The sequence below is a fragment of the Micrococcales bacterium genome (genome assembly GCA_016703125.1).
In the GTDB taxonomy this organism is placed as follows: domain Bacteria; phylum Actinomycetota; class Actinomycetes; order S36-B12; family UBA10799; genus JADKAV01.
Window position 1 is genome coordinate 175025 of sequence record JADJCR010000008.1, and the last position, 15372, is coordinate 190396.

At 68.1% G+C, this 15372-nt stretch carries 13 protein-coding genes, 3 tRNA genes and 2 pseudogenes; 10 read left to right on the forward strand and 8 right to left on the reverse strand.

The genetic code is table 11. The annotated features are described in order from the left end of the window. Positions 1–482: 482 nt before the first annotated feature. Positions 483–800 carry a type II toxin-antitoxin system PrlF family antitoxin gene (locus IPG68_13345; GenBank protein MBK6764192.1) on the forward strand — a complete coding sequence of 106 codons (318 nt, stop codon included), beginning with the start codon at positions 483–485 and terminating at the stop codon, positions 798–800. After that, positions 800–1279 carry a type II toxin-antitoxin system YhaV family toxin gene (locus IPG68_13350; protein MBK6764193.1) on the forward strand — a complete coding sequence of 160 codons (480 nt, stop codon included), beginning with the start codon at positions 800–802 and terminating at the stop codon, positions 1277–1279. The genes IPG68_13345 and IPG68_13350 overlap by 1 nt, the downstream gene beginning before the upstream one ends. A 279-nt stretch (positions 1280–1558) precedes the next feature. Here IPG68_13350 and IPG68_13355 read toward each other — a convergent pair. The 3 genes from IPG68_13355 to IPG68_13365 all read right to left on the reverse strand — a co-directional run bounded on the left by IPG68_13355 (position 1559) and on the right by IPG68_13365 (position 1834). After that, positions 1559–1632, reverse strand: a tRNA-Phe gene (locus IPG68_13355). A gap of 23 nt (positions 1633–1655) precedes the next feature. Further along, positions 1656–1728: transfer RNA gene (locus IPG68_13360), tRNA-Asp, on the reverse strand. 33 nt (positions 1729–1761) lie between these two features. Further along, positions 1762–1834: transfer RNA gene (locus tag IPG68_13365), tRNA-Glu, on the reverse strand. Positions 1835–2053: 219 nt separating this feature from the next. Between IPG68_13365 and IPG68_13370 the strand changes: the two genes are divergently transcribed. Next, on the forward strand, positions 2054–2200 hold the full coding sequence (locus tag IPG68_13370) for a hypothetical protein (GenBank protein MBK6764194.1): 147 nt from the start codon (positions 2054–2056) through the stop codon (positions 2198–2200). Then, a pseudogene (locus IPG68_13375) lies at positions 2197–3374 on the forward strand (amidohydrolase). Before IPG68_13370 ends, IPG68_13375 begins: the two are co-directional and overlap by 4 nt. Here IPG68_13375 and IPG68_13380 read toward each other — a convergent pair. Next, on the reverse strand, positions 3357–4790 hold the full coding sequence (locus IPG68_13380; GenBank protein MBK6764195.1) for an ADP-ribosylglycohydrolase family protein: 1434 nt from the start codon (positions 4788–4790) through the stop codon (positions 3357–3359). The pseudogene IPG68_13375 and the gene IPG68_13380 overlap by 18 nt on opposite strands. Before the next feature lie 70 nt (positions 4791–4860). Beyond that, positions 4861–5715 carry a PAC2 family protein gene (locus IPG68_13385; GenBank protein ID MBK6764196.1) on the reverse strand — a complete coding sequence of 285 codons (855 nt, stop codon included), beginning with the start codon at positions 5713–5715 and terminating at the stop codon, positions 4861–4863. 368 nt (positions 5716–6083) lie between these two features. Between IPG68_13385 and IPG68_13390 the strand changes: the two are divergent. The 6 genes and pseudogenes from IPG68_13390 to IPG68_13415 all read left to right on the forward strand — a co-directional run bounded on the left by IPG68_13390 (position 6084) and on the right by IPG68_13415 (position 11300). Next, positions 6084–6501: pseudogene (locus tag IPG68_13390) on the forward strand (aldehyde dehydrogenase family protein). Next, entirely contained in the window at positions 6449–6673 is a 225-nt protein-coding gene (locus IPG68_13395; GenBank protein ID MBK6764197.1) for a type II toxin-antitoxin system Phd/YefM family antitoxin, read from the forward strand. The pseudogene IPG68_13390 and the gene IPG68_13395 overlap by 53 nt, the downstream one beginning before the upstream one ends. After that, a complete protein-coding gene (locus tag IPG68_13400) occupies positions 6661–7047 on the forward strand; it encodes a PIN domain nuclease (protein ID MBK6764198.1) in 387 nt (128 codons plus the stop codon). Before IPG68_13395 ends, IPG68_13400 begins: the two co-directional genes overlap by 13 nt. Positions 7048–7097: 50 nt before the next feature. After that, entirely contained in the window at positions 7098–8336 is a 1239-nt protein-coding gene (locus IPG68_13405) for a geranylgeranyl reductase family protein (protein MBK6764199.1), read from the forward strand. A 94-nt stretch (positions 8337–8430) separates the two neighbouring features. Beyond that, entirely contained in the window at positions 8431–10374 is a 1944-nt protein-coding gene (locus IPG68_13410; protein MBK6764200.1) for a protein meaA, read from the forward strand. Next, the gene (locus IPG68_13415; GenBank protein MBK6764201.1) at positions 10371–11300 is read left to right on the forward strand and encodes a protein kinase; all 930 of its coding nucleotides are present in this window, start codon (positions 10371–10373) and stop codon (positions 11298–11300) included. The genes IPG68_13410 and IPG68_13415 overlap by 4 nt, the downstream gene beginning before the upstream one ends. Positions 11301–12281: 981 nt before the next feature. Here the strand turns inward: IPG68_13415 and IPG68_13420 are convergent. The 3 genes from IPG68_13420 to IPG68_13430 all read right to left on the reverse strand — a co-directional run bounded on the left by IPG68_13420 (position 12282) and on the right by IPG68_13430 (position 15318). Further along, on the reverse strand, positions 12282–13631 hold the full coding sequence (locus tag IPG68_13420) for an aspartate aminotransferase family protein (protein ID MBK6764202.1): 1350 nt from the start codon (positions 13629–13631) through the stop codon (positions 12282–12284). A 136-nt stretch (positions 13632–13767) separates the two neighbouring features. Then, positions 13768–14685: a DMT family transporter gene (locus IPG68_13425; protein ID MBK6764203.1), complete on the reverse strand. Its 918-nt coding sequence runs from the start codon at positions 14683–14685 to the stop codon at positions 13768–13770. Between the two features lie 3 nt (positions 14686–14688). After that, positions 14689–15318, reverse strand: coding sequence for a hypothetical protein (locus IPG68_13430; protein ID MBK6764204.1), 630 nt, complete (start codon positions 15316–15318; stop codon positions 14689–14691). Positions 15319–15372 lie beyond the last annotated feature (54 nt).

Sequence of the window (15372 nt, forward strand, 5' to 3'; positions counted from 1 at the left end):
CCTCCGGACCGGTCGTGACGACGATGCTGGCAGGACCGGCGCAGCGTGCACTCGTTGTCCCGCTCTGGTTCGCCGCGACGAGCGCGCCGGACCATCTCGCCTACCCGCCGACGCCGCCGAGGTGGCAGACACGGGTGCGGCTTCGGGATGAAATGGGGGGACCGAGGGTGCAAAGGGGTGGCGCAACTGAGTGAGGAGGATCTGGGGCTCGCGATCGTGCAATGGGGAAGGGGGTGTATTGGGTGAACGGGTTTCGCAAGCCGGTCAGGCGTAGAAGCGGGTGCCTACATCAGTCAGCGGTGCGTCACCCACTGACTGCGATGGCGACTGGAGCGAGCCACTCCGGACTCCAGGGACTCCCTTCTACAGTGGTGACAGACGCAGCGGGGAACGGGGCGAACAAGTGGTCAACGCGGACATCTTCTTGCCGTTAGTAATGCAATTGCATTACCGTAGATGTAGGTTTCCCGAAGGAGAGTCGAATGCCCACCCCGATCATCGAGGCGGAGTCCACACTGACCGACCGCTATCAGACAACGATCCCTGAACCGGTTCGCCGTGCCCTCGGCCTGGGTAAGCGCGACGCTCTCATTTACACCGTGCTCGATGACGGCTCCGTGCGAATCTCCCGCGCCAACGAAGACCCCACACTTGCCCCGTTCCTCGTTCTGCTCGCAGAAGACATTGCCCTTCACCCCGAGCACCTGAAAGTCGTTCCCGATAGTCTGCTGCAACGTATCGACGACTTGGTTGGCGGAATGGACGTCGACCTTGACGCCCCGCTTGATGAAGACGATTGATGGGGGCCACGGGGGTTGTTGTCAACGGGTGGGTGATCGTCGCCCACCCGTTGTTCCTCGCGCAGGTGGAAGCGCTCATCGCGCAGGTGACAGCCGCGAGGGAGCGCTACCCCGAGACATACCAGCGAAAGCCTGCGGCCAAACGGTTGGCTGCCATCCGAAAACTCGCCTTCAACGACATCCCCTCCGACCCAGGCCACGCACGGTACCGGCTGGGTAACACGATGGGGGGCGACTACCGGTTCTGGCGTCGGGCCAAGTTCTTCGAGCGGTATCGCTTGTTCTTCCGGTACCACGAGAGCGAACGGGTGATCGTCCTTGCCTGGGTGAACGATTCGTCGTCTCTGCGGGAACGCGGTTCCAAGTCCGACGCCTACAGCGTGTTTGAAAGCATGCTGGGCCGCGGCAAGCCCCCCGCCACGTGGAAGGAACTCCTGGCTGAGTCGCAGTCAGCCGAACCCCTTGCGCCGCCGGGGTAACGCTGGATAGTCACCCCCGCCACACCCAGCAACGCGACGATGCTGCCGTGGACGTTCCGGCGGCGCACCTGATGTTCAACCCCGGAGTGCCCCGGTCATCGGCTACCACTCGTTATTGACGGTGAGCGGCCATGACCCGACCTCGTTTGTTGAGGGTGCAACGCCGTTTCTGCAGCGGTGGCGCCCCACCGGTGGGCTTGCCGATGTCGATTGATGACGCCCTGGTCAGAAGTGCATCTGAGTTCGACAAAGGTCTGGTGTTCGTCACGCCGATAGCGGTGGCCAGGGGCGGGGTCGAACCGCCGACCTTCCGATTTTCAGTCGGACGCTCGTACCAACTGAGCTACCTGGCCGATTGAGTCCGAGTGGACTCGAGCGACCCCGACCGGGCTCGAACCGGCGACCTCCGCCGTGACAGGGCGGCGCGCTAACCAACTGCGCTATGGGCCTTACTGGATCAGCGGACTGATCCTGGTACTGCGTGCCCCCAACGGGATTCGAACCGGCGCTGCCGCCTTGAAAGGGCGGAGTCCTAGGCCGCTAGACGACGGGGACCTGGGTCCTCGGGCCGTCTGCCGTCGAGGGCTTTCTCATGGTACCCGAGAGGTGCACCCGCGAAACAGCCCCTCCCCGACAGTCTCGACCGCGAGGTCGGAGTCCGTTCACCGGGTTGGAGGAGCCACGCATGGTTTCTCCAACCTCGTGCGGGTTCTCCAACGCCAGGCAACAGCACGGCCGCGCCACCGCACACCCCCACCCCCTACGGTGAGCGCCATGCACGTGCGCGCAGGGACGGTGGAGGCCCTGAGCCCTGCGCGTGAGATTCTTGAACCGTCGGCCCACGGGCAGCGCACGGTGGCGGCTGAGGGCGGTTGGTTCAAGGATGTGGTTGCGCTGTTGCGCAGGGAGTTGACGTTGTGAGTCTCAAGGAGTTCCTGCAGACGCGGGAGGAAGAACTGATCTCCTTCCGGCGGGATCTGCACGTCCACCCCGAGCTCTCCGCACAGGAGACCCGCACCACGGCGTCCATCGTGCGCCGGCTGCAGGTCGCTGGGCTGGAGCCCAAGGTGCTCAACTGCGGCACCGGGCTGGTGTGCGACGTGGGGACCGGCGACGGCCCGGTGCTGGCGCTGCGGGCCGACATCGATGCGCTGGCCATGGACGACGAGTGCCACACCCCATACCGCTCGCACGTCGAAGGGGTCGCGCATGCCTGCGGCCACGACGTGCACACCGCGATCGTGCTGGGGGCCGGGCTCTTCTTCTCCCAGAACCCCCCGCCCGGCCGGGTCCGGCTGATCTTCGAACCCGCGGAGGAGAGCGTGCCCGGCGGCGCTGTGGACGTCATCGATGAAGGTCACCTCGATGACGTGGGCGTCATCTTCGGCCTGCACTGTGACCCGAAGAAGGACGTCGGCACGGTGGGCCTGCGCACCGGACCGGTCTCCTCGGCCTCCGATGTGGTGCGGGTGACGCTGCACGGTCCCGGTGGGCACACGGCCCGGCCCGAGCAGACCGTGGACCTCGTCACCGTGATGAGCGAACTGGCGTTGCGTCTGCCGCAGGTTCTCACCGAACGGGTGGAGCGTGCGGGCAAAGGTCCGATCCGCCTGGTCTGGGGGGCGGTGGCCTCCGGCGAGGCGCCCAACGTCATCCCCGCGAAGGCGGTGCTCACCGGCACGCTGCGCACGCCCGACCGGGTCGTGTGGGAGGCGCTGGGCCGGCTGCTCAACGAGTCGGTGGAGAAGATCCTCGGCGAGGCGGGCGTCCAGTGGGACCTCTACCACCGGCAGGGGGTGCCGCCGGTCGACAACCACGTTGAGCCGACCGCGCTGTGGGCCGATGCGATCGCCGAGGAACTTGGTCAGGAAGCCGTCGTCACCACCGAACAGTCCTGGGGTGGGGACAGTTTCGCCTGGTACACCGACCGGGTGCCCGGGTGCTACGGCCGGCTCGGGGTGCACGACGGGCATGGCGAGACCCTCGACCTGCATGCCTCCACGTTCGACGTCGACGAGCGGGCGATCGCCTTCGGCATACGCGCGATGGTCGCCGCCACCAGGGCCTGGTTCACCCCTCAGGTGAACGTGTAGATCATTCGCTGGAAAACGGGGTTGAGCCGTGCCAGCGGCACCGCCTGCTGGATCTCGCGCAGCACGTCGCGGGCGGGGGTGTCGGTGAGCCGGGCCCCGTAGAGCGATGCGATGAACGGGGTGCGGGAGCGCCCGTCGTCGCAGTGCAGGTAGACCGCGCGGCCCTCCGCCCGCAACTCCATGAGCATGCCGACGGCCTGCTCGGCGACGAGGCTCAGGTTCGGGTTGTCTGCCGGGTTGTCCGAATCGATCAGCCACACGTTGATGTGGTCCTCGTCGGCGACCGGCGGCGAGGGCACTTGCAGTTCGCCGAGCCGGCACAGGGACACCACGGCGTCGATCCGGCTCGGCAGGGGTCGCAGCCCGCGCACGCCGCCGAGCAGGACGCCAGCGTCGTCGGGGTGCACCACCGGGGGGATGCTCATCGGCGGGATGGCGAACTCCACTGGCCAGCCCTTCCCCGTGACCGCCTGCCAGGCCAGTCGCATCAACTCTGCGTCGCGCATCCCGGGCCACCCGTGGATGCGCCGGCGCCATTCCAGCGGGATCGCGGAGAGCCCCCAGCGCGCACCCAGCAGACTGCCGGCGACGGCCGCGGAGGTGGGGGTGTCGCCCCCGGAGGACACCACCAGGCGCAGCGTCTCCTCGAAGTGACCGGGGCCGGAGGCCTCGCAATGGGTGATCGCCGAACAGACGGTCTGCACCATCTGGGCGCCCCAGCCGTTGCGGATCGCGAAGTCCTGTGGCAGGCCCGCCTCCGCTGTACTGATGATCTCGTCCCAGTCGCGTGCACGGTTGGCGGGCAGGCTGCTCAATCCGGCCCGCACGTCGAAACGTCCGTCCAGGATCGCGCGCCGCTGGGCGAGGTTCCACAGGATGCACGCCTCGGCAGCTTCCGGATTGCCGTGCGTGAGGTCGCTGTAGGTGCGGGCTGCCAGCGCCAGGCCGGCCTCGTCGTGCAGGTATCCCAGCGTGATGGGCGTCGTGCGCATCAGCGAGCCATTGCCGGACGCGGCGGTCCCCGCGGTGTGCAGAACGGTGGCCGCCCGGCGCAGGGACTCCGCGCCGACGCTGCGGTCGTATGCGCGCAGGACGTCGGAGATGATCGGCGCCACGTCCTTGGCGGTGCGCACCCAGGCGACCCAGCGAGCGGCGACCTGGTCCTGCGCGGCGCGCGACAGGAGGTCGCCACCTGCGGCCAGCACCTCGAGGATCGGCATGGCCATCGCCGTGTCGTCGGCCCACTCGCCGGCGGTGTACGGGCCGAGGCCGCCGGCGCGCATGTGGATGTCCGCGGGATGCGGCTTGGGGGCGAACGCGTATCCGCTGCCCAAGGCGTTACCCACGGCCATGCCGATGACCGCGCCGATGGCCCGGTCCAACTGCGCGGCGGTCAGTTCCGCAGCGTCCCCGTTCATGAACTCCCCGTTCGTCGCGCATTTCAGATCATCGCAGCAACCTGCGACATGCGCGACGGCGACACACTCGCTACTCCGGTTCGCCCTCCCCGGCGAGGAAGCGCTCGATCTGGTCCATCAACTCGTCGCCGCTGGGCAACTGGTTGGGCCAGTCCGCGACGTCGGCGTCGTGCTGCTGCTCGAGGGCGGCCACCACTTCCTGGTTGTCCGTACTGGCTGCGATGGACTCGTCTATCTCCTCGCGCACCCGGGCGGCCAGTTGCGGCAGGTCGCCCGGGTCGATCACCAGCTGCCCGGCCTTGGCGATTTCGTCCAGGATCGTGATGGCACCACTGGGGTACTCGGTGTTCACCAGGTAGTGGGGGATGTGCACGGCGAAACCCTGGGCCGGGATGCCCGCACGGCCGGTGGCGAACTCGATGAGGTTGGTGAGGCTGCCCGGCACGTCGACGCGGTCGATCGGACCGGGACGCGGCTCGATCATGGTGGGGTCGCTGGCGTGCGGAGTGACGAGCAGGTCGCGGGTGTGCGGGGACGGCCAGGGAATGGCCTGCATGCCGATCGTCTTGCCCACCTTGTAGTGCTCGGCCAGTTCGATGACGGACTGGGTCACCTGCTGCCATCCGAGATCGGGTTCGGGACCGTGCATCAGGAGGAACGGCTTCGAGTGGCCGTCCCAGAACAGGTCCAAGGTCAGCCGCGGCATGTCGACGTCGCTGAAGTGGTCGCGGTCGAACGTCATGACCGGCCGGCGTGCGCGGTAGTCGTAGATGTCGTCGATGCTCAGTTCCGCCACCTTCTGGTGGGGGAGGGTGTCGACCATGTGGGACACGGCCTGCCGGATGCTGTGACCGGCGTCCACGAACCCGGAGAAGGCGTGGACCATCGGCAGGTCCTTGGGGACCTCCGTCATGTGGATCGTCACGCGTGGGTGCATGTCAGGGACAACCGTGGGCCCGGGTGGGGTATTCCGGGCGGCGGGGAGATCAGACGGTGTGCTGGCCTGCCCGCGACTGCGCTTCCCGCATCGTCGCCCAAGCGGATCGGCCTGACCACCATGCTGGAACGGCGGCAGGGGCCCTGCTCGGGGTTACACAGCCGCGGTTTCCCCAGGTTTGACACCACAAGTGGGCGTGGGCGGTGTGCTGACGCCCAGTTGTGGTGTGTGGAAACCGTGCGTTTCGGGATGTAACGGGCATTCCGGGCCCACAAGTGGGCGGACTGGCCCATTTCCCGCCCGTCGGCGCCCAGTTGTGGCGCGGGTATCGCGGCGTGCTGCGCGAGCGGGAAGGCATGCTCGACGAGTTCGACGACGACACCGTGGCCTACCACTTCCACGAACCGCTCGGTGTGGTGGGCAGATCATCCCGTGAGACTTCCCGATCCTGATGGCCGTGTGGAAGCTCGCACCAGCGCCGGCCGCCGGCAACTGCGTCGTGCTCAAGCCGGCCGAACAGACCCCCGCGTCGATCATGTGCTGATAGACCTCGCCGCCGACCTGCTGCCCGCGGGTGTGCTGAACATCGTCAACGGCTTCGGCGTCGAGGACCATCCAGGCCGGCCGGGAGTGGACCAGCTACGCCTCGCAGAAACGGCATCTGTCCCGGGTGCGCCCCGGGACGGGTCCACACGTACGTGTATGGCGGTACCATACGTACGTGAGCATCTCCGTCACCGAACTGCGCGCGAACCTCTACCGCCTCATCGATGAGGTCATCGAGACCGGTCAGCCGCTGGTGATCGAACGCAACGGGCACACGGTCGTGATCGAACGCTCCCCGGTGGAGTCGAAACTGGCCCGTCTGATCAGTCGACCGGACTTCATCAAAGGTGACCCAGAGGATCTTGTGCACATCGACTGGAGTGGCGAGTGGCGACCGTGATCATGCTCGACACGCACGTCGCGGTCTGGCTGCACACGAATGCGATATCGAACCTGAGTCAGCGTGGCTTGAGCGCGATCGAGACCAATGATCTGGTGGTGTCTCCCGCGGTGGAACTCGAACTCGCGTACTTGCACGAGGTCGGTCGTACGGCTGGGCCGGCCAGTGAGGTTCTCGGTTTCCTCGGATCGACCCTGGGTCTGACGGTCGCGCAGATCGGCTTCGGGCCATTGTGCGCCCTGGCGGTCGGCCTGACGTGGACACGCGATCCCTTCGATCGGCTGCTGGCCGCGCACGCGGTTGCCGCTGACCTGCCGTTGCTCACCAAGGACCGGTCCCTGCGCCAGCACCTGGAGTTGGCGTTCTGGGATTGACCAAGCCCGCGAATGCCCTTCGTGGCCTGAGCCGCGACAATGGAGGGGCCATGACGAACCCTCCCCCCACCTCGACCGATGTCCTTGTCGTGGGCGCCGGCCCTGCGGGCTCGTCGGCTGCGGCGTGGGCAGTGCGGTTGGGGTTTGATGTGATCCTCGCCGATGCTGCGGTTTTCCCCCGGGACAAGGCCTGCGGCGACGGCCTCACCCCCCGCGCCATGGCCGAGCTGGACCGGTTGGGACTGACGCCATGGTTGGACGGGCGGGTGCGCAACTGGGGCCTGCGCACCCACGGCTTCGGCCAGACGCTCTACCTGCCCTGGCCGGATGGGTCCTTCCCCAAGTACGGCTCGGCCGTCCCCCGCACCGTGCTGGATGCGGCGATCCGGCAGGCCGCCCTCGACTCCGGTGCCCGACCCCTCGAGGGCCACCGCGCCGTGGACGTCGTGCGGTCCGGGACGCGGGTTACCGGCGTTGTCTTCACCGTGGGTCGGGAGCGCCGGGAGGTGGCGTGCCGGCGGCTGATCATCGCCGACGGGGCGCGCTCCCAGTTGAGCCGCATCCTCGGCCGGGAATGGCACAAGGACACGGCGTACGGGGTCGCGGCGCGCAGTTATGTGAAGAGCGGCCGCAGCGACGATCCGTGGATCACCTCACATCTGGAATTGCGCGACGGGGACGGCAAGATCCTGTCGGGCTACGGCTGGGTCTTCCCGCTGGGCAACGGGGAGGTCAACCTGGGGGTCGGCACGCTGGCCACCGACCGCCGGCCGGCAGACGTCAACCTGCGCAACCTCACGCAGGTATATGCCGACCAGGTCCGCGACGAGTGGGACGTGAGCGGGGACATCCGGGCGGCGAAGTCGGCCCTGCTTCCGATGGGCGGCGCCGTCAGCGGCGTGGCCGGACCCAACTGGATGCTGGTCGGCGATGCGGCGGGGTGTGTGAACCCGCTCAATGGTGAGGGCATCGACTACGGACTGGAGACCGGGCGCCTGGCCGCGCAGATGCTCGCCGAGGCCGATTACGAGGCTGCGTGGCCGGCGGTCTTGCGTGAGCACTACGGGTCGGCCTTCTCCATCGCCCGCCGACTCGCGGGCCTGTTGACCGTGCCGCACCTGCTCCCGACCCTCGGTCCGGTCGGTATGCGGTCGGCGACGCTGATGAAGGTGGCCTTCCGGGTGATGGCGAACCTGGTCACCGACGAGGATCTCGACACCACTGCCCGGGCGTGGCGCGCCGCCGGCCGGGTGAGCACCACCGTGGACGAGCGGCTGCCGTTCGGCTGAACGGTTCACCCCTACCGCCACCCGCGCCCAACCGGCCGTGCGGATAATGAAGCATGAGTACGCCAGCCACCCTGCCCGAGCGTGACCGCCCTGGATCATCCGCACCTACGCGGGCCACTCCAGCGCCAAAGCCTCCAACGAGTTGTACCGCTCCAACCTGGAGAAGGGGCAGACCGCTCTGAGTATCGCGTCCGAACCGCCCACGCAGTGCGGGTACGACCCTGACGACCCCATCGCGCGCCCGGAGGTCGGCAAGGTCGGCGTGCCGATCAACTCCCTCGACGACTTCCACGCGCTCTTCGACGGCATCCCGCTGGAGAAGATGAACACGTCGATGACCATCAACGGCACCGCGATGTGGCTGCTGGCGCTGTATGTGGCGCTTGCCCGCGAGCGCGGCGAGGACGAGTCGAAACTGCAGGGCACCACCCAGAACGACCTCATCAAGGAGTACCTCGCACGCGGGACGTACATCTACCCGCCGCAGGCCTCCATGCGCCTCATCGCGGAGATGTACGAGTACTGCCTGGAGGCGATCCCGAAGTGGAACGCGTCCAACATCTGCAGTTACCACCTGCAGGAGGCCGGTGCCACGCCGGTGCAGGAGCTTGCCTTCGCGTTGGCCAACGCGATCAGCCTGCTGGACCTGCTCAAGGAGCGCGGGCACTTCGACGACGAGCAGTTCGAGCGCGCCGTCGGCCGGATCTCCTTCTTCGTCAACGCCGGCATCCGGTTCATCGAGGAGATGAGCAAGATGCGCGCGTTCGGTGAACTGTGGGACTCCTACACCGCCGACCGCTTCGGGGTGAAGAACGAGAAGTACCGCCGTTTCCGCTACGGAGTGCAGGTCAACAGCCTGGGCCTGACCGAGGCGCAGCCGGAGAACAACGCCTGGCGGATCATCCTGGAGTCCCTCGGCGTGACGCTGAGCCGCAACGCCCGCTGCCGCGCCCTGCAGCTGCCGGCGTGGAACGAGGCGATGTCGCTGCCGCGGCCGTGGGATCAGCAGTGGAGCCTGCGCCTGCAGCAGATCCTCGCGTATGAGACCGATCTGCTGGAGTACCCGGACCTGTTCGACGGCTCGCCCGTCGTGCAGGCCAAGGTGCAGGCGCTGATGGACGAGGCCACCGCCGAGATCGAGACGATCCTGGGCATGGGCGGGGTCATCCCGGCCATCGAGTCCGGCTACATGAAGACCGCGCTGGTCCGTTCCATGAGCGAGCGGATGAGCCGGATCAATGCCGGCGAGCAGATCGTCGTGGGCTTGAACAAGTGGACCGAGGGGCTGCCTTCGCCACTGACCGCCGGCGACGACGGCGGGATCTTCAAGGTCGACGAGAAGGCCGCCGAGGAGATCATCGCGTCGCTGGAGAAGACCCGCGCCACCCGCGATTCCGCTCGTGCGCAGGCCGCGATCGACGCGCTGAAGCAGGCCGCCCGTGACGGCAGCAACCTCATGGAGCCCAGCATCGAGTGCGCGCTGGCACGCGTGACCACCGGCGAATGGGCCGGCGCTCTGCGTGAGGTGTTCGGCGAGTACCGCCCCGCCACCGGAATCGAGGGCCAGCAGCTCGGCCTGACCGGCGACCGCGTGGACATGCTGCGCGGGCGGATCAACACCCTCGCCGAGCAGATGGGCCATCGCCCCCGCATCGTGGTCGGCAAGCCGGGCCTCGACGGCCACTCGAACGGCGCCGAGGTAATCGCAGTGTCGGCACGCCATGTGGGCTTCGATGTCATCTACTCCGGCATCCGGTTGAGCCCCGATGAGATCGTGCAGTCGGCGGTGGAGGAGGGCGCCGACGTGATCGGCGCCTCGGTGCTGTCCGGCTCGCACATCGACCTGGCCAAGCAGATCCTCGACGGCCTGCGCGAGCAGGGCGCCGACGAGGACATCTCCGTGGTGGTCGGCGGCATCATCCCGCCGGCCGACGCGCGGGACCTGGAGTCGATGGGGATCAAGAAGGTCTTCACGCCGGCGGACTACGAACTCATGGACATCATGGAGTCGATCGTCGAGATCCTCGAGGCGCGATGACGCTGGCCGGGACCGTCTCCCGGGCCCGGGAGCTCAACAAGCACGCGGTCTCCCAACTGGTCGCGGTCTTTGAGGACACCCGGCCGTCGGCGGCGGCTCAGCGCGCGGAGGTCCTCGACCTGCTGGGTCCCGGCGCATCGACGGTGATCGGGATCACTGGCACGCCGGGTGCGGGCAAGAGCAGTCTGGTGGCGCGGCTGGTGCCGGCGATGCTCGCCGAGTCGGACCTGTCCGTCGCGGTGCTGGCGGTCGATCCGGCCAGCCACGTCTCCGGCGGGGCGTTGCTCGGGGACCGCACACGCACCCGCTTCGCGACCGGCGAGACCCGCGCGTTCTTCCGCAGCCAGTCCAACGCCGCCGAGCTCGGGGGTCTGGCGCCGACGACGTTCCAGGTGTCGCGGTTGCTCAAGCGCCTGTTCGACGTCGTGATTGTGGAAACGGTGGGCATCGGGCAGAGCGAACTCGACATCCGCTATCTCGCCGACCACGTCTACCTGGTGCTGCAGCCGCTCGGCGGTGACGAGATCCAGTTCCTCAAAGCCGGGATCATCGAGATCCCCGACTCCTTCATCCTCAACAAATGCGACGACCCGGCGGCCAACCAGTCGTACTACCAACTGCGGTCATCGTTGTCGCTGGCCCGGCCGTTCGACGAGGAACTGCCGGCCATCTTCCGCACCTCCGCGCGGACCGGCGAGGGAGTCGACGAGCTCACCGCTGCGATGCTGAAGGTGGCCGGTGAGCCGCCCCGCCATTCCGACGCCGAGCGCGAGGAGTACTTCTTCACACGCTGGGTGGAGGATGAATGGGGTGCGACCGGCAGGCGGTACGCTCAGGGCCGCAGCCTGCTGGCCGACGGCTTCGACGCCGCCCAGGGCCGTTTCCACGCGGGGATCGTGGAGTGGCTGGCTTCGGCCGTTGGTTGACGTTCAGCGCGCGACGAGTGTCAACCAACTGCACGAGCCCCACCCAACGCCGTTTGCGCGGCCCAAGACCGGCAGTGGCAGCCGGGCCTGTCAGTAGCGCTTCTTCACGACGACCTTGCCGCCCTTGAGCTTGCACACGCCGGACTTCAGCACGACGACCTTGCGCTTCTGCACCTTTGCAGACCTTGGGTGTCAGCGAGCGGACCTTCGTGAACTTCCGCAACTTCTTGGGCAGCGGCTTGATCACCGGTTGAGTGACCGGCGGGGTCGGAGCTGCGCCAACGGTCACCGGCACGGTCGCCAACACGTTGTTGTTCGACAGAGTGACATCCATGGTCGCCCACATGGCGGTCATGGCAGCAGTACTCGAGGTGGGGCTGTCCGCCACGACAGGGATCTCGATGTCCACAGCGAAGCCGGGGACCAACGGCTCCAGTTTGCTCACCACGAACTGACCGCTCTCCTGCGTCACGGTGGGGCACTCGATCGCGGTCACCGACTGCACGGGGTCGAACTGGCTGCGGCTGCAGCGCAGCGGCATCGACGCGCTCGGGGCGTAGCGCAGGGGCAACCCGCCGGCGTCCTGGTCCACGGTCAGCAGCACGTTGCCGGTCACGTCGTGCGGTGCGATCACGGAGGTGTGGGCGTGCAGGTAGAACGGCACACCGGCCCGAGGTGACGGGCCCACGCCTATGTGCTGGGAGGAGAAGAACCAGGTCCACAGGAAGCCGCCGGACCAACTGACGTAGCTGTTGGACTCGTCCTCGCCGTAGGTGAATCCGGCGATCTTGCCCGTCGCCGGGTCGACCGGTACGGCGTCGGCGGCTGCCGGGCCGGGAGCCATGAGCGCCAAGCCGCACACCGCGACAGCCAGGGATTTCGCGTACATCGTCCCCACCTCCGAACGCATCCGGCGGGGCACTGACGGGGTGCTCCCGCCGCCTCCAGTCTACGTCCGTGGGTGGCCTTCCGGCTGTGCCGTCACCCGTTCGCCCGGGCGGCGGCATACGCCCGCTCCAGCGCCGCCAGCGCTTCCTGAACGTCGTGGGCGTTGGTCGCCTGGTTGCTCACGGCGATGCGCAGCACCTTGCGGCCCTGCCACGTTGAACCGGTCATCCACGCCGCACCCTCGGCCATGAGGTTCTGCTCCACCGCCGCCGTCATCGCGTCGTCGCCCCACGCGGTGCAGACCTGGGTGAACACCACGTCGTTCAACACCTGCCCGCCGAGCTCGCGCACGCCCTCGGCGAAGCTATGGGCGTGCTCGACCAGTCCGTCGACGAGCGCTGCCACCCCGTCGCGACCCAAGTACTGCAGCGTCGCCCAGAGCACGAAGGCCCGGGCGCGCTGGGAGAACTCGGGGCCGAGTTCCATCGGTTCCGGAGCGCCCTTGCTGTGCAGCAAATAGGGCGCGTGGATACCGAGCGCCGCGCGGTGGGCCGTGCTGTCGGCGACGAAGGCCAGTCCCGAGTCGTACGGCACGTTGAGGGTCTTGTGCGCGTCCGTCGCCCACGAGTCCGCGTCTTCCAGACCGGCGACGAGGTGCCGGGTGCGCGGTGACGCCGCGGCCCAGAGCCCGAACGCACCGTCGATGTGCACCCAGGCGCCGTGCTCGTGTGCCAGCGGGATCGCGGCGGCGAAGTCGTCAAAGGCGCCGGAGTGAACGTTGCCTGCCTGCAGCGCGACGATCGTGGGTCCGTCGGACAGCGCGCGGGCCAGCGCGTCCACGTCGATGCGGCCCTGGTCGTCCGCGGCCACCGGCTCCGGGGCGCCGAGGCCCAGGTAGCGCAGCGCCAGGTCGACGGTGTCGTGCCGCTCTGCCCCCACCAGCACCCTGACCAGCGGCGCACCCTGCAGGCCGCGGGCCTCGACGTCCCAGCCCGCCCGTGACAGGACGGCGTGGCGGGCCGCGGCCAGCCCTGTGAAGTTCGCCATCAGCCCACCGGTGACAGTGCCCATGGTTGTGCCCTGCGGAAGGCCGAGCAGGTCGGTGAACCAGCCCTGTACCGCCTCCCGCGCCGCGCTGTGAGCGGGGGTGACCTCGCGCAGCCCGGCGTTCTGGTCCCAGGCCGACGTGAGCCAGTCGGCGGCCAGGGCCACGGGGTAGGTGCCCCCGATGACGAACCCGAAGAAGCGGGGGGAGGACATGGCGGTCAGGCCCGGTTCCACCTTGTCGCAAAGGGATTCGATGACGGATCGCGGATCGTCACCCGTGGGAGTGGGGCCGGCGAAGGAGCCGGTGAGGTCGTCGGTGCTGCTCGCCGGGGGCACGCGGCGTTCGGGGAGGCCGTCGAGGTAGGCCTTGGCCCGTGCGGCGGCGAGGTCCAGCAGGACGTCACGGTCGGTTTCGGTCACCGGCCCACTGTCTCACCGTCGCCCGCCGCCGTCACTGGGCTTGACGACTTGGAGTTTCACGAGGTTGGAGCAGACACGCGTGAGTCCTCCAACCTGGCGGTGAAGGACCGCACTACAGAGCTGCCACCCTCGGTATCTGGGAATCGCAGCACTGCCGCGGGCCGAGTTCGGCGATGAACATGGCCGAGAGGATGGCGCCAGCACCCAACCACATGCGTGGGCTCAGTTCCTCGCCGCCGATCCCCACGGCGATGACTGCGGCGAAGGCGGGTTCCAGCGTCATGATCACCGCGGCGGTGGTCGCGGTGAGGTGCGACTGACTCCACGCCTGCAGCACGAGACCCAGGCAGGTGGCACCGAGCGCCAGGTAGAGGATCGTGACCCACTCGTCGGTCCGGGTCGGCACGGCGACACCCTGACCCGCGACGGCCGCGACCAGGCACACCGCAGCCGTGACGGCCACGGACACCGCCGTGAGGCCGTAACTGTTCTCCCGCGTGGCCCAGCGAGAAAGACTCGCGATCTGCAGCGAGAACAGCAGCGCGCCCAGGACAGTGATGGCCGCGCCGGGGCTGAGGCTGAAACCGTTCAGTGAGATCAGCGCCAGTCCCGCGGTGGCCACCGCGACCGCCAGCCACCCCCGACGGGTGATCTGCTCCTTGAACAAGGCCGCGGCCACCAATGGCGTGAAGACCACCATGAGGCCGGTGAGGAACCCGGAGACCGCCGCTGAGGTATGGCGCAGGCCCTCGGTCTGGGCCAGGAAACCGGTGCCGAGGAACAGCCCGAGCAGCAAACCCCGTCGCCGTTCGGCCCGCGTGAGACCCAACCATCGCCGGGGAGCGACGGCCAGCAGCACCACGGCTGCCACCCCGAACCGCCAGAAGAGCAGATTCGCGGCCGACAACGTGTCCAGCGAGTCCTTGGTGACGAGGAAGGTCGAACCCCACACTGCCGTCGCCAGGACCAGCCCCGCGATGCCTGGGACCTGGCTGCCGGCGTCGGTCCGGGTGGTCACATCAGCAGCCATGGATCACCACAAGGCGCGCAACTGCTTGATGCCCCCGTTGAACATGTCCTCGACGGTGGCAGCCTCGAGTTGGGCGTCATTCAACTTCTCCTGCGCCTTGGCCGTCTGTGCCGTCGTCAGGTAGCCGGCAGCGCCGAGGACCTTCTCGTAGGCGCGGAACAGATCGCGGTATGCCGCTCGTACGGTCTTCATGCCGGCAAGGAACTTGTCCTGCCGCTTGCCCTTGAAGCAGCCCTTGTTCTGCTTCTGCACCTGGTCGACGAGTTTGTTCACTGAGTCACGATCGTCGGCGATGATCGGCAGCAGCGTCTCGCGGTACCGCGCCGCGCCCTCCTCCATCTGGGGAAGGACGTCCGTTGCGCCGCTGGACAAGACCTCGACCATGTTGTCCAACTGCGCGCTCACGCTTGTGTAGTGGTTGTCGTAGTGCGGAAGTTGTACCTCCATCCGGCGTTGGAGTCGCTGCAGATCGTGCTTGTACGACGGCCAGCACCGGTCGGGCAACTTGTGCTTCGCGGCGACGGCCGAGGCCGGGGGTGGACCGGCCGCCGGGGCGGCAACGGCGGGGGCGGCAAGCAGGCCGGTCGCGAGGACCAGCGAGGCCGTCAGACGGGTGGTGGATCGGGCGTTCATGTCGCCTCCAACGGACGCTTCCAGGCTACGCCCGCAGGGACGGGTGGCGCCCGA